General features: G+C 58.9%; 15 protein-coding genes. 10 read left to right on the forward strand and 5 right to left on the reverse strand.

The genetic code is table 11. The features are described from left to right. Positions 1–256 precede the first annotated feature (256 nt). Positions 257–592 carry a hypothetical protein gene (locus V1289_RS29285; protein ID WP_334401057.1) on the reverse strand — a complete coding sequence of 112 codons (336 nt, stop codon included), beginning with the start codon at positions 590–592 and terminating at the stop codon, positions 257–259. 515 nt (positions 593–1,107) lie between these two features. Here V1289_RS29285 and V1289_RS29290 point away from each other — a divergent pair. Next, the gene (locus tag V1289_RS29290; RefSeq protein WP_334401059.1) at positions 1,108–1,827 is read left to right on the forward strand and encodes a superoxide dismutase; all 720 of its coding nucleotides are present in this window, start codon (positions 1,108–1,110) and stop codon (positions 1,825–1,827) included. Positions 1,828–2,195: 368 nt separating this feature from the next. Then, a complete protein-coding gene (locus tag V1289_RS29295; protein WP_334401061.1) occupies positions 2,196–3,119 on the forward strand; it encodes a class I SAM-dependent methyltransferase in 924 nt (307 codons plus the stop codon). Positions 3,120–3,174: 55 nt separating this feature from the next. Here V1289_RS29295 and hflX read toward each other — a convergent pair whose 3' ends face one another. Continuing rightward, positions 3,175–4,545: a GTPase HflX gene (gene hflX, locus V1289_RS29300; RefSeq protein WP_334401063.1), complete on the reverse strand. Its 1,371-nt coding sequence runs from the start codon at positions 4,543–4,545 to the stop codon at positions 3,175–3,177. 167 nt (positions 4,546–4,712) lie between these two features. Then, a complete protein-coding gene (locus tag V1289_RS29305; protein ID WP_334401065.1) occupies positions 4,713–5,111 on the reverse strand; it encodes a hypothetical protein in 399 nt (132 codons plus the stop codon). 604 nt (positions 5,112–5,715) lie between these two features. Here V1289_RS29305 and V1289_RS29310 point away from each other — a divergent pair. From V1289_RS29310 to V1289_RS29320, 3 genes are all read left to right on the forward strand, one after another. Beyond that, entirely contained in the window at positions 5,716–6,249 is a 534-nt protein-coding gene (locus V1289_RS29310) for a CAP domain-containing protein (RefSeq protein ID WP_334401067.1), read from the forward strand. Positions 6,250–6,719: 470 nt separating this feature from the next. Then, the gene (locus V1289_RS29315; protein WP_074278398.1) at positions 6,720–7,046 is read left to right on the forward strand and encodes an antibiotic biosynthesis monooxygenase family protein; all 327 of its coding nucleotides are present in this window, start codon (positions 6,720–6,722) and stop codon (positions 7,044–7,046) included. A 299-nt stretch (positions 7,047–7,345) separates the two neighbouring features. Continuing rightward, positions 7,346–9,670, forward strand: a complete 2,325-nt coding sequence (locus V1289_RS29320; protein WP_334401072.1) for a PAS domain-containing protein — start codon at positions 7,346–7,348, stop codon at positions 9,668–9,670. A gap of 15 nt (positions 9,671–9,685) precedes the next feature. Here the strand turns inward: V1289_RS29320 and V1289_RS29325 are convergent, their stop codons facing one another. Next, positions 9,686–10,045 (reverse strand): response regulator transcription factor, encoded by a 360-nt coding sequence (locus V1289_RS29325; RefSeq protein ID WP_334401074.1) that lies wholly within the window; start codon positions 10,043–10,045, stop codon positions 9,686–9,688. Between the two features lie 282 nt (positions 10,046–10,327). On the opposite strand from V1289_RS29325, the gene V1289_RS29330 reads away from it, so the two are divergent. The 4 genes from V1289_RS29330 to V1289_RS29345 all read left to right on the forward strand — a co-directional run bounded on the left by V1289_RS29330 (position 10,328) and on the right by V1289_RS29345 (position 16,463). Further along, positions 10,328–10,981, forward strand: coding sequence for a response regulator transcription factor (locus tag V1289_RS29330; RefSeq protein WP_334401076.1), 654 nt, complete (start codon positions 10,328–10,330; stop codon positions 10,979–10,981). Between the two features lie 158 nt (positions 10,982–11,139). Beyond that, positions 11,140–11,820, forward strand: coding sequence for a winged helix-turn-helix domain-containing protein (locus V1289_RS29335; protein WP_334401078.1), 681 nt, complete (start codon positions 11,140–11,142; stop codon positions 11,818–11,820). A gap of 473 nt (positions 11,821–12,293) precedes the next feature. After that, complete coding sequence (locus V1289_RS29340) at positions 12,294–15,125, forward strand: ATP-binding protein (RefSeq protein WP_334401080.1); 2,832 nt, start codon at positions 12,294–12,296, stop codon at positions 15,123–15,125. A gap of 148 nt (positions 15,126–15,273) precedes the next feature. Beyond that, positions 15,274–16,463 (forward strand): IS3 family transposase gene (locus V1289_RS29345; RefSeq protein WP_442895964.1). Its coding sequence is split into 2 segments (ribosomal slippage): positions 15,274–15,520 and positions 15,520–16,463, totalling 1,191 coding nucleotides; the frame shifts between segments, so codons are not numbered across the junction. Positions 16,464–16,625: 162 nt separating this feature from the next. On the opposite strand, the gene V1289_RS29350 is transcribed toward V1289_RS29345, so the two are convergent. Then, complete coding sequence (locus V1289_RS29350; RefSeq protein WP_334401082.1) at positions 16,626–17,633, reverse strand: AraC family transcriptional regulator; 1,008 nt, start codon at positions 17,631–17,633, stop codon at positions 16,626–16,628. Between the two features lie 462 nt (positions 17,634–18,095). Here V1289_RS29350 and V1289_RS29355 point away from each other — a divergent pair, with 462 nt between their 5' ends. Beyond that, positions 18,096–19,742 (forward strand): fatty acid--CoA ligase, encoded by a 1,647-nt coding sequence (locus tag V1289_RS29355; protein ID WP_334401084.1) that lies wholly within the window; start codon positions 18,096–18,098, stop codon positions 19,740–19,742. The last annotated feature ends 26 nt before the right edge of the window (positions 19,743–19,768 follow it).

The following is a 19,768-nucleotide window of genomic DNA, read 5'->3' on the forward strand; positions in this document are numbered from 1 at the left end:
TTGGCTACGAGATTCCAAATCAAGCTACATCTGCAACAGTGCGGGCGCGCTTCCGCCGCGCCGCGCGCGCGCCCCGCGAACAACTCGTTCAATGAATTTAAATTTAATCAGGCGTGGCTCGCGGAGAGTTGAGTAACGGAGTCGTCGAAGCTGGTAGCGATTTTCCAAAACGATTCCTACCTGCAAAGCCCGGTCCTGGTTGGGAACGATAAATCTGTGACGGAGAATGGTTATGTTGCGTAAGACAATGATCGCGTTATTGGCAGTTGCGTCCGTTGGCCTGGTGTCGCCAACGATGGCGTTGGCTCGTGGTGGTGGCGGTGGCGGTGGCGGCGGTGGAGGCGGCCACGGGGGCGGCATGGGCGGCGGTGGCTTTGGCGGCGGCGGTGGCGGTTTTCACGGCGGCGGCATGGGCGGTGGCGGTTTCCATGGTGGCGGCTTTGGTGGTGGCGGCTTCGGAGGAGGCGGTTTCCATGGCGGCGGCATAGCTGGCGGCTTCCATGGTGGCGGCATGGCCGGCGGATTCCATGATGGCGGCGGTTTCCACGGAGGTGGATTTCGTGGCGGTGAATTCCGCGGCCGTGGATTTCATGATCGCGACTTCGGGCGACGACGTTTCGGCTTCGGCTTCTACCCGTACGGCTACTATGACGACTACGCTTACGACTATCCGTATGGCTATTATCCGTATGCCTCCAGCGATTCATACGCCGACGACGGCAGTTGCTACGTGGTCCGGCGACGCGTGCACACCAAGCATGGCTGGCACCTCCAACCCCATCAGGTGTGCGGTTGATGGACGGTCGTAGATCGATGTTGATCGCGATCTGGAACGGTCAGCTGACAGATTGAGTATCTGGCCGCGAGATGGCCTTGGCGCGAGAGGGCGCTGAGGTCATCTCTCGTGAATGCAGGTCTTGCCCCGAAGCGATCTGGATCTGGCTTAAATGGAAATTCGCGATCGACCGCTTTTGCCACTTTTCACTACCGCTGTGCGTTTTTCCGCCAGCATCCGGTTCTCCGCGCCTGCGGAGAGCCGAGCCGTCGTGCCATGAACTGCGCGGGCGGCTTCTACCATGCGGGGGCAATCAACACGTGGAGAGTCCGATGACCATGACCACCGAACGCCGAAACTTTCTCAAGGCCGTAAGTGCTGCCGCAGCATCGACGGCTGTGCTTGCCGGAACACGGGCGCTTGCTCAGGGCAACCCGCAGGCCGCAGCTAAAGCGATGCCTTATCAAGCCAAACCGATGCCCTTCGATCCGAAAGCCATCACGGGCATCTCGGAAAAGGTGCTCGTTAGCCACTATGAGAACAACTATGTCGGCGCGGTGAAGCGCCTTAATGCGATTGGCACCCAACTGGCAGAGCTTGATTTCGCCAAGGCTCCGAATTTCGTCATCAACGGATTGAAGCGTGAGGAACTAGTCGCCTCAAATTCGATGATCCTCCACGAAATCTATTTTGATGGGCTTGGTGGTGGCGCAAGAGCCAGTGGACCCCTTGCTGACGCCATCGCGCGTGATTTCGGCAGTATGGAGCGCTGGCGATCCGAGTTCGCAGCGATGGGCAAGGCCGAAGGCGGTGGTTCGGGTTGGGTGATCCTCGCGTACTCACCTCGCGACAAGCGGCTTGTCAACCAATGGGCTGCCGATCACACCACGACGCTTGCAGGCGGTCGTCCGGTCCTGGTGCTCGATATGTACGAGCACGCCTATCACATGGACTACGGTGCGGCGGCCGCGCGCTACGTCGACGTCTACATGGAAGCTATTCGCTGGGACAACGCCGCCAAACTGTACGAGCAATATAGCCGGGAAACTTAGAGCGCAGGCGGTAGCTCTGCCAGATCATGCGTGCCGCCAAGAATAGGCATGGCCGCTTCCGTGACTGCGATCTGTTGTGAAAGCTGTTCGAGACCGTGGTCCGGCGGCGCGAACCGTCATTGCCGCATATGACGCGCTTATGAATGGCAACGGCAATCAGTCTCGACTTCATATAGCCCCCGGCGCATCTTCTGCGTGTCGGCCGGCTCTTCAGCCCTATGAGCCGCAAGAATGGAAACTTAAGATACCTCGTGTCTGGCAGGCCTCACATGTTTGACCACGATTCAATCCCTACGCGGAAATGGGCGTCAAATTTGCCCGTCTCACATCCAGTTGGGCATTCTGTCCTGGCAGTTGATAATGAGGCAGTGAATGATGTTGCGGAAATCTACAACCAAGCTGGTGACGATTATGTCTCCTATGCCGATGGCGACCCTTCGCAGCCATTTGCCTTTGACGGAATGCACGCTTACGCGGATCGCTGCGTCTGGGCCGTATTGGAGAAGAAACTAACCGACCTGCGGGCTTCCGGTGCAAGCTCGGTCAGGCTCCTCGATGCGGGTTGCGGACCCGGTACATGGCTGCGCCGACTGGTCATACGCGCACATGCGCTCGGATTCAGCGGCATTACCGCGCGTGGATTCGACATCGCACAAACGCAAATACAACAGGCGCGGTTGGCGGCCCGAAATCCTTCCAGCCTTCCCGGAGTGAATCTCACATTCGACGTCGCAGACCTTGCGGACCGGTTTCCGGAACCCGATGCCTCCGTCGATCTGACTCTTTGCCTGTACAGCGCGCTCAGCCATCTGCCTGTTACGCGCTTGCCGGAAATCTCAAAAGAGATGGCACGCGTCACGTCGGGATATTGCATAACGACGGTCCGTCCGATTGGCAGCACTCCAACGGCCTTTGTAGACTCGATCGAGAAAGTCCGCCGATTGAAACAAGATCACGTCAGGGATCGGTGTGAAATCGACCTCAGCGATGGCCGACATATGGCATTCGGCTTTCACCTGTTTACTGCGGCCGAATTGCAAGACCATTTTGCCGGCTGTTTCGACATCGAAGATTTGCGCGGCCTCGACCTCTTTCACAGTCGTTTCATGCCGGATTCCCGGTGGAATCCCGTCTCGCCGCCAGACGATGGTCAGCTTGCCGATGAACTAGAGCGGCTTGAGGAGGCGCATGCCTCACGCCAGGAGTTCATGGATCGCGCCACCCATCTCCTGCTCGTGGCGCGCAGCCGGCGAGCCGCTGCGCCTGCCGCCCGTGTCGTTGTGTCGACTTAGCACCGGCGACTTTTGTCCAAAACCCGTATTTGTAGCCAACCGATCGGCCTCGAACTCACGACGCGGCGAGGGTTCTTTGCAGGCGGGCGATCGCGCCGGGCAAACCGCGCACCTTCATGATCCGGCCCGTGATGTCGTACTCCTCGGAGAGCACGCGCATGTTCTCATACACATCGCTGAGCAACCCTTGTTTCGCGTACGGCAACACTAATTGGTCCTCCACCATCGCAGCTTCAAAAAACGCGACAATCGTCTCGCGAAGCACGGCCACGTCCTCGGATGACTTCGCGGAGAGGAGGATTGCGTCGGGGTGCTTTGCGCGGAGGGCGGCACGATCCGCCTGGCTCACGTGATCGATCTTGTTGAGGAGCAGGCGCGACGGGACGACGTCCGCGCCGATCTCGCGCAGCACGTTCCGGCTCACCTCTAGCTGCGATTCGTGCGTGGGATCGGACGCGTCGACGACGAACAGCAGCAGCGATGCTTCCAGCGCTTCGGCGAGCGTGGATCGAAATGACGCAACGAGATCGTGCGGCAGTTTCTTGATGAACCCGACCGTGTCGGAAATGAGAACGCGCGGCTTTGCCGCGGGCTGCAGAGCGCGCACTGTCGTGTCAAGCGTCGCGAAGAGCTTGTCCGCGACCAGTACCTCGCTACCCGTCAGCGCTCGCATGAGCGATGACTTGCCTGCGTTCGTGTACCCGACCAGTGCGACCCGGAGCTGATCGCGACGAGCCGAACGGCGCTCGTCATTGTCTCGCTGGATATCCCCCAACTGCTCCTTCAGCTCCGCGAGGCGATCGCGGATCTTGCGTCGATCCAGTTCGAGATCGGACTCGCCCGCGCCGTAGCCCTGCTGCCGCTCGCCGCCCGCCGACGATTCCCGCAGGCGTGGCGCGATGTACTTCAACCGCGCCATCTCAACCTGCAACTTCGCCTCGCGGCTATGCGCATGACGATGGAAAATCTCCACGATCACTCCGGTTCGATCAAGTACTTGCGCGCCGGTCGCACGCTCGAGGTTGCGTGCTTGGCTCGGCGAGATGTCATGATCGACGATCACGAACTCCGGATTCGGCGGCGCCTTCAGATCAGGCTCGATCTGCGCGGCGTTCGACTTCTTCCCGTCGGCGACTTCGAAGCGCTCGCGCGCCTTTGACTTCCGGGGTAATGCCATCGAGCCGACGACGCCCGTCCCGCCGGTAATCGCCGCGAGTTCCTCAAGCCGCCCCTTGCCGAGCACCGTCCCGCCGTCGATCGCGTCTCGCTTCTGCGATAATGTTCCGGCGACCTCGTAGCCGAGCGTCATCACCAGGCGGCCCAACTCTTCGATGCTCGCGGCATGCGCGACGTCATCGACACCCGGGATCTGGACGCCGACGAGAATCGCACGCGGAATGGGCGGTTTAGTTTCCATGATCGCCATTTGGCATTCTCCTGTGCATGACAGCCGCCGCGACAGCAGCCTCATGGAACCCACGATTTCGAGTACGACGGGGCCGCCTCTTCTTACGGCCGGCCCATGCCTAACACGTTTTCGCGATGGCACAGGCGGCCGGGCCGCCCGTCTAGCCACAGGAGGATAACGGCAGGTTATGCGGCTTTGCGGATCGGGTTCATTTCGCGTCGGCGCGCCAAAACGGCGCAGCCGCATTCATGGACCGTACCGTCCTCAACGACAAATCCGCGCCCTTCCAGCGAAAGGCGAAGGGTTTCGTTAGCCGAGGCCTTTTGAGGATCAACCCAGACCACCAGCACACCGGTGGGGCTCAAGAACTCCACCAGCCAATCAAGCGCGACCTCCAGGGTTTTGAACGTGCGCCGCCGCCAGTCAACCAACGCTACGCCGTATTGGCCGGCCGGATGGCCGCAGTTTGCCGTGGCGGCCGCGCGAGCATAGCCGCGGCGATGCAGCTCCAACATCAGCTCGACGGCCCTGGACCCGGCTACGAGGATTCGATGCTGCTTGGAGCAGCCTGCAAACGCAATCATCGGTTCAACGATGCGGTCGCCTACGGGAGTGGCACGAGAGGGAGCCATGACGTCACCATATTGATCTAGTTACTGGAGCTGCGTGGGATTAGGCGGCTGGCGTCGGCCAGGAGTCGCGCGAGCCGAGCCTGTTTGTCGGACGTTGAGTAATCGCTGTCGCAAGGCCTGCTCACTTTTGAGAAGCAGACATGGATGATAGTGTTTGCAACATACGAAAATCGCCATAAAGAATCGAGATGGACGAAAAGGCCGCGATATAGTGATCGCATGACCGGCCGCTAAGATGCATTACCGGTTGGAGGGGCGCACGTTTGCGGGTTCTGCGGCCTGGCCGAGCAGCCGAAACCGCGATGGCTTCATGGACAGGCAATACCGGCGCCTGTTAGATTTCATAGAAATAGGTCCCGGCGGCAACCGTGAGCGATTTCTTGTTGTCTTCTGGGGCTTTTACATCTTGGTCCGCTGTGTTCAGTCCCGGGACGGCAAGTTGGTACGCGTAGGCAGCCGCGCCCTGGATTCCTGATCGCGCGTGGAAAAATGGAAACGAGCAGATCAGGATGGAAGATTTGCTTAAGCGCGTTTGGCATGGGGATAATCGGAAACAATGAAGCCGTCACTCTTCCTCTACGTCTCACTTGCTGTTTGCGGCTGTCCTACGTTCGCCCAAGCAGAATCCCCCGCGGACATGATCTCGAGCTATCGCGTTCAGCATGGGGAGGGGCGGGTCGTCATGGATTCGACGCTCACGCGTATTGCGCACCAGCAAGCCGAGGCGATGGCGGCAAAGGACAAGCTCGACCACGATGTGCTCGGCGGCTTCACCTCGCGGGTCCATTCGGCCGGCGCGGGCCGAGCCGCAGAGAACATCGCCTATGGCTACGACAGCTTCCCAAAGACGCTTAGCCAGTGGATTGATTCAGCGGGGCACCGAAGAAACCTTCTCTTGCACGGCGCCTCGCGAGTGGGTGTAGCCAGCGTGAAAAGCGCGACAACAGGGCGTACGTATTGGGCGATGGAGATTGCAGGGGACTATGAACGTCCCAAGTTGACGACCGGTACGAAGCAAGCAGCTGTTGCAAAGCCCAAAGCTCGCACAAAGGAAACCTGCCGCTTGAAGATTCTGAGTATCTGCCTGTGATGCGGAGCCTTTCGAGTCCACCTTCCGGCTTGGCTCATTCGCGAAAGGGTCGTGTTGTCCGCGTTCTCAATCGGTGGCTCGCCGTTTTTCAGGCCATCACCTCTACCAGCCTTCGCTCTGTTCGTCGAAGCGCTGCACTGCACTACAGCGGTTCAAATCAGTAACGACCGCTCTTGGCGCGAAGCGGCCGTTCGGGGAGCGATCCTTGGATCCGCTGCTGAGGGCAAAACGATCGCTGCCAAACGCGGGTCACGAGGCGCCCTTGAGCTCTGGCCCATGATTGAGCAGGGTACAAACTGGCCTCCCAACTTTGTCCCCGTTTACAATTTTCTAAGTGGACAAATCCAAGCTTCGCTCGGGGAGAGGGTTCTACCTTTTCACGTCAACGCTGCGCGGACTCCTAGCGGATCGCAATCTCGCGCTTGCTCGTGCTATGTTTCCATTGCAGCAATCGAGAGTAGGAGATCATGATGTTTATCGCAATGAACCGTTTCCGCGTTGCCAAAGGGTCTGAAGCAGCCTTCGAGCAGGTCTGGATGTCGCGCGACAGTCATCTCGAAAAAGTCCCGGGCTTCGTAGAGTTTCACCTTCTCAAAGGTCCCGAGGCTGAGGATCACACGCTTTATGCTTCTCACACCGTCTGGGAAAACCGTGCCGTGTTTGAAGCGTGGACCAAATCAGAGGCGTTCCGTGCTGCGCATAGTCGGGCAGGGGATAACAAGCCGCTGTATCTGGATCACCCCCAATTCGAGGGTTTTGAGGTTCGCCAGACAGTAGGACGCGGCAAGGTCGCGTAATACGCACGGACATTTTGCTATCCATCGCAAGCGCGCGAGAACCCGTCAATGTCCGTTCTCAGTTGAACAGCGGAAAACATATGCTCGTATTGAGCTTTTCCGGGTTTGACCCAACCCGGACATTAGTTGGGCGCCCGTAGCTGTCATTGCCTCCGGCTCGACGAACGGCGCGTACTCGGACCGTGGCTCTCAAGGAGTTTTTGCGATAGCATTTCCTGAGGCAATTTATCCAGAGCGAAAGAGTTAGCCATTGAGGCCGCTATGACGCTTGTTCGATGCACAAAACCTGCGGGCTGAAGATGACGGCCGACAACGATGAAAGCAAGAAGAACGGAGAACAGTCCGGATTCGCGGCGCTCAAGTGCGCTGAGCGAGCGCTGCGGGAAAGCGAATATAAGCTCCGCCAAATTGTCGAAACAGTACCGGGCCTCGTCTGGTCGAACGGGCCCGATGGCGAGCCGACCCATATCAATCAGCGCATGTTGGACTACAGCGGCATGCCGTTTGAGGAATTCCGGCATCGCGGTTGGGAGGCGTTCGTGCACCCGGCCGACTATCCAGAGACTGCGGAGGCTTTCTGGCACGCAATCCAGACCGAAACTTCGTACCAGGGTGTCATGCGTTTACGCCGGGCGGACGGCGAGTTTCGTTGGCACGATGCTCGGTGTGAGCCTTTGCGCGATCGGGAAGGACGCATAATTCAGTGGTATGGCCTGTGTGTTGACATCGATGAAAGGAAGAAAGTCGAAGATCAGCTACGTCGCAGCGAAGCCTATCTTGCGGAAGCTGAGAGGCTGAGCCACACCGGCGGCTGGGCGGTGAACCGGAAGGGTGAAAGGACGATCGTCTATTGGTCTGAGGAAAGTTACCGCATTTTTGGGCGTGATCCGCTGCAAGGTATGCCGACCCGCGATTGGGTTTGGCAACAGATCCATCCGGACGATCGGAGCCGGCTGCGCGAAGAAGCCGACGCGGCACTGCGTGAGAAGAGAGACTACGTGGCCGCGTTCAGAATTTTGTTGCCCGATGGAACAATCAAGTGCCTGGAATCAAATGCTCGTCACCTGTTCTCCGCGGGCGGCGAGCTTCTCGAGGTTGTGGGGACGTTCGTCGACGTGACGGAGCGCCGGCGCGCCGAGGATGCGCTGCGGGAGAGCGAGGCGAAGTTCCGCGACTACGCGGAGACGGGCTCCGACTGGTTCTGCGAAATGGGTCCGGATTACACATTCACGATGCTGAGCGAGAATGCCTTTGGTTTCAGCGCGGCCGACCGAATCGGCACGGCGTACTGGGATCACGCTCTGGACCTTGAAACGGAACCCGAGAAGTGGCGGCTTCTCCAGGAAACTGTTTTTTCATTTAAACCGTTCCGGGACTTTGTATATCGCGGGATGAGCAACGACGGCTCTCCGATGTACGTGAGGGCGAGCGGCAAGCCCTTGTTTGACCCCAATGGAGAATTTCACGGCTATCGCGGCACCTGTACAGATGTGACAGAGATCATGCACGCGCAGGAGGCATTGCGTGAAAGCGAACGAAGTTTACGTTTAGCAATTGACGGGATACCCGGTCTCGTTGGGGTCTTGGCCCCGAACGGTGAAGTCGAAACCGTCAATCGCCAGCTCTTGGAGTATTTTGGCCAACCGCCGGAATGGATAAAGAACTGGGGAACAAACGATATGGTGCATCCTGAAGATCTTCGTCGTGTTGTTGAAGTTTTTAAGAGAGCGATAGCCTCCGGGATTCCCTTTAACATCGAACAACGCCTGCGCCGCTTCGACGGTGAATATCGATGGTTTGAAACCCGCGGCGTCCCGTTTCGCGATGACACCGGGCGCATTGTGCGGTGGTACGATCTACTGACGGATATTGAGGATCGCACACGAGCGCTGGCGCAACTGGAGCAGATGCAATCGGATTTCGCGCACATGAACCGCGTGAGCATGATGGGGGAATTGGCCGCCTCGCTGTCTCACGAAATCACACAACCGATCGCCAGCGCCCGCAACAACGCCCGCGCGGCACAGAATTTTCTGGACATGCAGCCACCGGAGTTGAGCGAGGTCAGGGAGGCACTCAGCTGCGTTGTGGGCGATACCGATCGCGCCGGAGACATCGTCGACCGCATCCGTGATCACATCAACAAGACGCCTCCGCGAAAGGAGCACTTCGATCTTAATGATGCGATCAACGAGGTAATCGTGTTGGGGCGAAGCACAATCAGCAAAAACGCCGTCTCGGTCCAGACCCGGCTTTCTGAAGGGTTACTTCCGGTTCACTGCGATCGCGTTCAGTTGCAGCAGGTGGTGCTGAACCTGATCCTGAACGCGGCTGAAGCCATGGGCTCGGTTGAGGCAGAGCCACGCGAGCTATTGATCAGCACGGCGCAACACCACGCGGGCGTTCTCGTGGCAGTGCGCGATTCCGGGCCTGGTATAGATCCGGCACATCTGGAACGCGCTTTTGAGGCGTTTTACACCACGAAGGCCCACGGTGTGGGGATGGGGCTATCGATTTGCCGGTCTATCATCGACGCCCATGGGGGCCGGTTATGGGCAGAGGCGAATGAGCCCCGCGGCGCCATATTTCAGTTCACCTTGCCCGCCGTGCAGGTGGGACCTTGAGTTTTCTTCAGGCGTTCATTCACCGAATGTGAGAGCTGCGTGAAGGCATCGCTTCAGCTGCTGTTCGTTGACAGGCTTGCGAAGGTAGCAAACGACTCCATCGGTGAAGGCGCGGTTTCGGTCAACATCATTGGGATAGGCAGTCACGAGGATTGTCGGAATCGTCCGCCCTGCATTGCTAAGATGCCGGCAGAGTTCCAGTCCGGTCATCGCCGGCATATTGACGTCGGCGATCAGGCAGGCCGTTTCGGCGAGATGGGGGGATGCGAGGAAATCGGCTGCCGATGCGAACGCCTCAACTCGATAGCCCAGCGACCTCATGAACCTTCTCATTGACTCACGAAAGAACTGATCGTCTTCAACGACCGAGACCAATGACCGTTTTGGCATACGGCCTCCCGCAGTTCGTTCGAAGACGTCATACAAGCGTTCCCGACGGCGCGGTCGCATGCTGAGCCTAGACGTGAATCTTGCGCCAAAGCACGCCACCGGGCAATCGCGACCACAGTAAACCTTGGCTTATGCGGCCCCGCGGGTCCCGTTCAGAATCGGCCTGTTCAGGTTCTCGGTTTGGGACTAAGGTCGTATTTGCTTGGCTAGTCTTGCGAATGAAGACTGGGGCTCGATTTTGCAGTCATCTAACGCTGAGCGGCAGCTATGCCCGACGACACGGCCACCATCCTCGTCATCGACGACGACGTCGAGCTTCGTCACTCGATCGGGCGCCTGTTGCGTTCCGTGGGCTTGAACAGCAAACTTTTTGCGTCCGTTTCCGACTTTCTCAAATCCGAACCGACGGATGGACCCAACTGCCTGGTACTGGACGTGAGGTTGCCGGGGCAAAGCGGCCTTGAATTCCAGCGTGAGCTCGCAGCGGCAGGCCGAGAGTTCCCCATCATCTTTATCACCGGGCACGGCGATATTCCGATGTCGGTGCAAGCCATGAAAGGCGGCGCGATCGAGTTCCTCACCAAGCCTGTACGCGATCAGGAATTTCTCGACGCCATTCAGTTGGGCCTGATGCGTGATCGCATCCGTCGAGAGAATGAAAGCGCGCGGGCCGATCTCAGAAAGCGTTTCGCGACCTTAAGTCCCAGGGAGCGAGAAATCATGATTCACGTCGCGCAGGGGCGCCTTAGCAAGCAAATTGCCGGCGATATCGGTATCGCTCAGGCTACAGTGAAGGTCCACCGCAGCAGGGCGATGCAGAAAATGAATGCTCGTTCGCTTCCCGAGTTTGGTCAGATGGCGGCCAAGCTCAACCTGATGCCTGAGAAGCCGCAACGCTCGAGTCCCCAAACCTTGGCTTAGGACAAGAAGCTAAAGAACTACGACCGAACTACCTGCGAGCAATTTATTGCGGCACGCGACACCGCCAGAATGGGCGTTGGGCGGCGAAACGCGGAGGCGAAGTCGGTCGCACTCCGTCTGACGCGGGAGCCCATGGTGTCAGCCTGACGGAGCGGAACATGAGTTTCGACAGCGATCATGAGGCAGCAAAGGCGTCACCAGTCACGGTGTCATCCATTCTGCAGTCGGAAATTAAACGCCGCTCGGACCCTAACCGCTCCAGGCTGGGAGTATTGGCGAACGGGCAGAAGCTGAGGTTCGGCCGTTTCGAGCTTTCGATTGGCGAGAGGATGCTCCTGCGCGACGGTCGGGCGCTTTCCCTCGGGGATCGGGCGTTTGATATTTTGACCTATCTTGCCAACCGCCCAGGTGAGGTCATCGCAAAGCAGGAGCTGATGGATCACGTCTGGTCGGACGTAACCGTTGGGGAAGGGAACCTCCGGGTCCATGTGGCCGCAATCCGCAAGGCGCTTGGTGACGGCCAATTTGGCAATCGATACATCGCGAACATCAAGGGACGGGGCTATTCGTTCGTCGGCACCGTCGCCCGACTTGAAGATGGCGAGGGCGGCGGGAGCAATAGTCCCAATTTCGGAGGAAAGCTCGCTGCGCAACCTGTCATGCTGGTTAGTAACGAGGCGGCGGTGTTCGAGGTTCGCAACTGGATTCGACAGGGACGGTTCGTCACGCTGCTGGGTCCAGGGGGCATCGACAAGACGACGGTCGACGTGGCTGCCGCGCAGGACGCGGATGTGAGACTGATTGCAGCCTTGGTTCAAGCTCTGAAGGCCCGGTGTTGACCCCTCGGACACTATCCCCGTGGACTCGACGTCTCCCGACACTACTTGCCCGTGCCAACGAATTGATTGGATGAAATAAAGGGCATTTCCGTTTTTTGGCACGAAACGGACCTAGCGGGTCTTCCGACGATGTCCCTTGACTGGTATAAACCGGAAGTTGGACTTCGGGGTCGTCAGGGCAGCTTTTGACCCTAACTGGACATTAGACGAGCCGCAATGCTTCCTCAAAGTGAGGACCGCACGGTCGGGACCGTGCGATTCTGTATGACAATCGTGCTAAGCGTCCTGCAATACATTGTGGGGGTTGAAACACGATGTCGCTTTCTCTTACGGTGCGCCAAGTTCTTTTCCTTGCCGAGGATGTCTCCGCGGTAGTTCGCATCGCGTTATCAAAATTAATCAAGATGGCCGGCGCTGCGCTCGACCAAGACTAGGCCATCGACGCGATCGTTGCTTGAGGGACGCTATCATCTATGGACGCCGTATCCTTTGGGCCATTCCGACTGTATTCAGCGCAACGTCTTCTCAAAAAAGGGGACGACCCCGTCAAGCTGGGCGCCAGGGCTTTCGATATTCTATTGGCGTTGGTCGAACGCGCCGGAGAAGTGGTCGCTCACAAGGATCTCATTGCCAAGGTTTGGCCGAACGTCACTGTGGAAGAAATCAGTCTCCGCGTGCACATTGCTTTCCTGCGCAAGGCGCTCGACGGAGGACAATCCGGCGAGCATTACATTACCAACGTGACTGGCCGCGGTTATTGTTTTAGCGCCCCTGTTTCGTACGAACGCTCCACGCCGGATGTCAAATCATCGCTCGACACACCGATCTATTGTCTTCCACAACGTTTGACACACATGCGAGGGCGCGACGATACCGTCCGGGTCATCAGTGAAAAGCTCGTGACCGAGCGTTTCGTCACCATCGTTGGGCACGGCGGCATGGGCAAGACAACCGTCGCGCTGTCCGTTGCACATGCGCTGTTGACCGAATTTAGCGGTGCTGTGTGTTTTGTGGACCTTGGGACGATCAGTGATCCGCGCCTGCTTGCGGGCACCGTGGCGTCAGCGTTTGGCCTTCCCGTACAATCGGAAGATCCCATCCCTGCTCTCGTTGCTCATATGAGGGGAAAGCGGACCCTTCTTCTACTCGATAGTTCCGAACATCTCATCACCGAGGTCGCCGCAATGGCGCAGAGGCTTTTTGAGGGGACTCCTGGCCTGCACATTTTGGCAACGAGCCGTGAAACGCTGCGCGCCCATGGGGAACACGTTTATCGACTGTCGCCGCTCGATAGCCCGCCGGATCGGCAAGACATTACGGCAGACGAAGCGCTCGCGTTTCCGGCCGTGCAAGTATTCCTTGAACGCGTAGCGGCCAGCGGAATGCCGATACAGTTGACCGACGAAGATGCTCCGATTGTCGGAAGCATTTGCCGTAAACTCGGTGGCGTGGCGCTGGCCATCGAGCTCACGGCCGGTCGGGTTGAAGCATATGGCATACGGCGCACTGCGGAGCTGCTCGACAGCCAATTTTCTCTGCTTTGGCCAGGACGCCGGACTGCGCCGCCCAGACAACAGACCCTGAACGCAACGCTGAATTGGAGCTATAATCTGCTTTCCGATCTCGAGCGCCTGGTGCTGCGACGATTGTCCGTATTCGTCGGCGGCTTCGCCCTCGACGTCGCACAGAACGTTGTTGGAACAGCCGACATCGAAGAGGCCAACATTCATAACGCGATCACGGAATTGATCGCAAAATCGCTTGCCTCGACAGATATGTCCGGACCGGTCCCGCGCTATCGACTGCTTGATACCACACGTACCTATGCCTCCGCAAAACTGAGGGATACTGGCGAAAGCGAGCTGTTGAGGCGGCGACATGCCCTTTGCTATCGCGACATTCTCGAGAACGCGGCGGATCGGGAGACGGTCTATCAAGACCAAGCCGGCACAGCCGCCCCAGACGTCGACAACGTCCGGGCCGCACTGAATTGGGCGTTCGGCCCAGGCGGCGATCCGTCGATCGGCGTCGACCTGGCGGCCTATTCGGCATCTCTATGGTATGGCAAAGCGCTTTTGACCGAGTATCGCCATTGGGCAAATCTCGCCGCGGCCGCGGCGGATACGGGCACTCCTTCAACGCAAAAACAACTGTCCATACAGATGGCGCTCGCAAGTACCGTGCTATTTACGCACGGTGCATCGGATCAGGTCAAAGTGTTCGGGGCCAAGGCCCTGGAGCTGGCTATCAGCCTCAACGATGTAAAGGGGGAAGTATACGCATATTTGGTCCTTTGGGGACAAGCGGTGCGGACGCCTTACTATCGAGAGGCATTCGACCTTGCAGAAAGGTGTACCGACACGGCCAAGAATATTGCCGATCCTGGACTGAGGTCGATGGCGGAGTGGATGCTCGGCACAACCGAGCATCGCCTGGGACGTCATAGGGAGGCCCGCCCGCATCTTCAACGTTCACTCTATACCGATACCGAAACATCCCGGTACGCGCAGCTCAGGCAAGTCGGCTATGACCGCCGTACCGACACCCTTGCTACGCTTTCCAATCTGCTTTGGCTTCAGGGACTGCCTAGGCAGGCAGAGAAAATGGGTGCGCGTGCGATGGAGACCGCAACGACACTGGGTTTCCCGGTTCCCATCAGCGTGGCGAAGGCGTGGACCAGCCTTAACAGATATCTATCGGGAATCGATATCGATGCAATCGAAAATGACGCACTTGAACTTACGGAGCATGGGAGATCCCATTCTGCCGGCGGCTATCAAGGGATTGGTCTTTGCATATTGGGGTTATGCCAGGCCCAACGGGGGCAATATGACGACGCGCCGATGCTCGTCAGCGAAGGTCTCAAACTGCTTGCGGGCGGCCAGTATGGAATCTTCCATCCGGTGTTCCGTACCGAACTCATCCTGGCCGCAATCGATGCGGACCGATACGACGACGCTTTAACCTGGATGGCGAAGATCGATGCGGAAGACCAGGGCCCCGAGCATTGGTGGACTCCTGAAATCCTTCGCGCGAGGGGTGCACTTGCGCTGGGTGTGGATAAAGATGTTGCTAAAGCAGAAAGCCTATTTCTGCAATCGATGGCCCTCGCGCAGAAGCAGGGAGCTCTTGCCTGGGAGCTCAGGACAACGCTGGCTTTGAGTGAACTTTGGGCAAGCCGAGGTCGGAGGAAAGAGGCGCTGACTCTGCTGCCCGGCATTTGCGGCCAGTTCACTGAAGGGATCGAAACGGCAAATTTGTCGAAAGCTCAGCGTCTCCTGGGCGATCTAAGATCGTCTGCTTAGTCCGCTAATGGCACTTTTCGGACATGGCCGCGATGGCGGACGATGTCCGCTGTCGGGGATACAGCGGAAGTCGTCGCTCGACTCTGACCTTGCCCCTCGGGCTTAATCCAGTTTGAAGTTCGCTCTGGCCCAAGACGAGGACCAGAGCATGAAGCGCAATCGATTTACAGAAGAACAGATCATCGGGATTTTGAAGGAGCACGAGGCCGGGGTCCCGGTCGCCGATCTCTGCCGCAAGCATGGCGTCAGCGACGCCAGCATCTACAAATGGAAGGCCAAATTCGGAGGGATGGACGTCTCTGAGGCCAAGCGGCTGCGGTCGCTGGAGGACGAGAACGCGAAGCTGAAGCGGCTTCTGGCTGACGCCATGCTGGATAATGTGGCGCTGAAGGATCTCTTGGGAAAGAAATGGTGACGCCCGCGGGGAAGCGGAAAGCTGTCGCTCATCTGGTGGAAGCCCACGGGATGAGCGAACGGCGGGCGTGTAAAGCCATCGGCTGCTGCCGCATGACCATGAGATATCAGACGACCCGGGCGGATGATGCCGGCATTCGTCAGCGCATGAAGGCGATCGCCCAGGAACGCCGCCGTTTCGGCTACCGACGCCTGCATATTCTGCTCAAGCGGGAGGGCTACGTGATCAACCACAAGAGGCTGTTCCGGCTCTATCGGGAGGAGAAGCTGGCGGTGCGCCGCCGTGGCGGCCGCAAGCGGGCCATCGGAACCAGGGCGCCGATGCTGGTTCCGATGGCGCCCAACGAACGCTGGTCGCTCGACTTCGTGTCGGATCAACTCACCGACTGCCGCCGCTTCCGCATCCTGACCATCGTTGATGACTGCACCCGAGAAAGCCTGGCGCTGGTGGCCGACACCTCGCTCTCCGGGGTCCGCGTGGCGCGGGAACTGGATCAGCTGATGATCGAGCGCGGCAAGCCGAAGATGATCGTCAGCGACAATGGCAGCGAGCTTACCAGTAACGCCGTCCTCACATGGGCGGACCAAGCCCGCGTCGAATGGCATTACATCGCGCCGGGCAAACCCATGCAGAACGCCTTCATCGAGAGCTTTAACGGCCGGCTACGGGATGAATTGTTAAACGAAACGCTGTTCTCTTCGCTGGCGCAGGCTCGCGTTGCCCTTGGATGCTGGCGCGCCGACTACAACGGCTCACGCCCCCATTCTCAGCTCGGATGGAAGACACCTTCCGAGTACGCCTTCACCTGCAATCCGCGCCGGGATCTGGCGCTGCGCTATGCCGATGGCTCCGCGCCAGCTCCCGTCGCTACCACCGTCCAACCGGGCAACCCAAACGCCACGAGCGAACTCGGGATTGGATAAAACTTGGGGGCAAGGTCAACTCGTTTCCATCATCGAGGGGTGGCTCGCTTCCTTGGTCGCAAGTCCGAAAATATTTCGAACGTAGATGATGATTGTCAATGAAGGACCGCTCATGGCGCAGAGCGGCCGTTGGCGACTGTCGCCAATTCGCAGAATGGGTGGTTACTCGCCTCTGATCTCGCTAGGTGACTTGTTCGTCCAGCGGCGAAATGCGCGGCGGAAATTTGCGGCATCGCTGAATCCGAGCGCCAGCGCGATATCCTCGTTCGCCAGCCTTGTTGTGCGCAGGTATTTCAGCGCGATTTGCATTCGCAGTTCATCCAGCAAGCCGCGGAAGGAAATCCCTTGTTCCCGTAGCTGACGTCGCAACGAGCGATCGCTCACTTCAAGGAGCTTCGCTACGGCGGCGACGGTCGGAGGGTTGGTGATATCTCTGAGCAGGAGTGCGCGAATCTCTCCGGCTACTCCAATTCGCGATTTCAGCTCGTTGAGCAGGTCGTCGCAGAGGGCCTCGATCGCTGGGTACGTCGTCTTGTTGCCGAGATTTGCAGCTTGGTCCAGCCATGCCGACCGAAAAATGATCTGGTTGGTGCTGCTCGCGAAGCCTAGACGACATCCGATCTGGTCCGCGGGCAGGCCAAAGTCATGGGCTTCCGGATAGGCCACGCTGATCTGATCCGGAGTGAACGAAGGGCCCATGATATCCCGCATCAGCGATATATGAATGCCGATCTGCATCTCGGTGATGAAGCGGTAGACTTGCGGATCGGTTGCAGCGCGTGCATTGGGCTCAATGATCCAGCCCGCGACTCCCTCCTCCTCGGTGAATTCGATCGTTGCCAGCGGCGCCGCGAGGGCGTGATACAACTCGGCAAAAGCCATAGCCTTGCGAAAATCGGGGCAGCAAAGAATGGCGAACCCGTACATGCCATAAGCGGAGATGTGGATTGTTGTACCGATGCGGTATGGCAGGTGCGGGTCGCTTGAGAGCCGAATTGCGTTCTTGCAGGCCGTCATCAAATCCGCGAGCGAAATCCTTGACTTCGGAGAGTGTACCTCGTCCACGGTCAAGTTGACGTTTCTCAGTATTTCACCGGCTGGGCAACCCTGGTCGACGAGTACGTCGAATAGCGCGGCAAGTTTGGTCGGTTCGTAAACACGCTCACTCAATCCAACGATCGGCCTCTCCTTTGCGTTGTTCGGAATGGAGTGCAAAGCGGAGGACCTGCCGGGCTGCTTGGAGTTGAACAACTGAACCTGCCTTGGGACACCCACACGATTCGAAGCTCCCGTCACTTGTCGTCGGGACAGGGCTTCTGTCACTTGTTGTCGGGACAGGATAGCAGCTTTTTCCGATCGCCGTCGGGTTGACCGGCTGAGGCTCCGGCTTCCCCTGGGTCGTAAAAAGGAGCATTCTTATTCAAGACCCAGCTCCCGATGACGGGCAACTTGTCCGTCTCGGACCGCTCGTCGTCCGTTTCAGACCTTCACAAGCACCAGGCTGCGCGCGAGGCTCGGGCCGGTGCCGTGCGGTGCGATCGTCGGGATACTCGACGGCAGACCAAGCGATCCGCTCGCCTAGAATGGCGGACGCCGGAACGGCCGGAGGAAGACAATTCGAGGGAGGCCGCCATGGTGGGAAGGCTGATCCAGGTCACCAAATCAGCTTATCAATATCCTTTGATTTTCAAGCAATTGTGGCACACGCCGAGCGTGCAAGCGCCGGATCAGGAGGTCGTTTACCGCGATCTGAGGCGCTTCACCTATCTCCAGATCAGGGAGCGGATAAGCCGTCTCGCGTCGGCGCTGAGCAAAGCGGGGGTTGTGCCCGGTGACACCGTGGGCGTCCTCGACTGGGACAGCCACCGGTTTCTCGAAGCTTTCTTCGCGATCCCGATGATGGGCGCCGTGTTGCAGACGGTGAATGTCCGCCTGTCACCCGAACAGATCGCCTACACGATCGACCACGCTGGCGCCTCGACGCTTCTCGTCAACGATGAGTTCGTCGAATTGGTGGAGGGGCTGAAGGCCCAGTTGCCGAAGGTCAAACGGCTGATCGTGATGTCGGACCGACCCGCCCCGCAGACTGGCAGTCTGTCCTTCGTCGGCGAATATGAGAGCCTGCTTGCTGCGGCTGCGCCTGACTACGACTTTCCTGATTTCGACGAGAACACCCAGGCGACTACTTTCTACACAACCGGCACGACCGGGCTGCCCAAGGGGGTCTATTACAGCCACCGGCAACTCGTGCTGCACTCGATCTGTGGATTGGCGCTGTTCGGGATGTCGGGCACGCAGGGCCGCTTCTCACGTGACGACGTCTACATGCCGATTACGCCAATGTTTCACGTCCATGCCTGGGGTTTTCCTTGGTCCGCGACACTTGCCGGCGCCAAGCAGGTCTATCCCGGACGCTACGAGCCGGCGATGCTGGTCAAGCTGATCAAGAATGAAGGTGTCACCTTCACCCATGGCGTGCCGACTATCCTGCAGATGCTGCTCGACGCGGCCGCTGCGGCGAATGTCGATCTGAGCGGCCTCAAGATGGTGATCGGCGGTTCGGCCTTGCCGAAGGCGCTGGCCAAGCGGGCGCTGGTTGCGGGCATCGACATCTTCGCGGGCTATGGGATGTCTGAGACCGGCCCGCTTGCCGCGGTGTCCCACGTCCGATCGAAGGACTTGACCGGCGATCCGGATGGGGAAGTCGAGTTCCGCGCCAAGGCCGGGATCGCCGGGCCGCTGGTGGATCTGCGCATCGTCGATTCCGATATGAAGAATGTGCCGCATGACGGCAAGTCCGCCGGCGAGATCGTGCTGCGGGCGCCCTGGCTCACCCAGGGTTATTTCAACAATCCCGAGGGCTCGGAGCAACTCTGGGCCGGGGGCTACCTGCATACCAGCGATATCGCCGTGATCGACGCGAACGGCTATGTGCACATCACCGACCGGATCAAGGACGTGATCAAGACCGGCGGCGAGTGGGTCTCGTCGTTGCAGATCGAGGACCTGATCTCGCAATGCACGGGCGTCGCAGAGGCGGCCGTCATCGGCGTCAAGGACGACAAATGGGGTGAGCGGCCGCTCGCGCTCGTGGTCAAGCGGGCGTCCGATGCGAATGGCGTCAGCGCCGCGATTATCAAGGACCATCTCAAAGTGTTCGCCGACAAGGGCGTCATCTCGAAATACGGAATTCCGGAGAAGATCCTCTTCATCGACAGCATTCCAAAGACGAGTGTCGGCAAGATCAACAAGAAGGAGCTGCGCGAACGCTACGGGTAGCTATCCGAATGCAGCCGCGAATGATT

Source organism: Bradyrhizobium sp. AZCC 2289, from assembly GCF_036924615.1.
Taxonomy (GTDB): Bacteria; Pseudomonadota; Alphaproteobacteria; order Rhizobiales; family Xanthobacteraceae; genus Bradyrhizobium.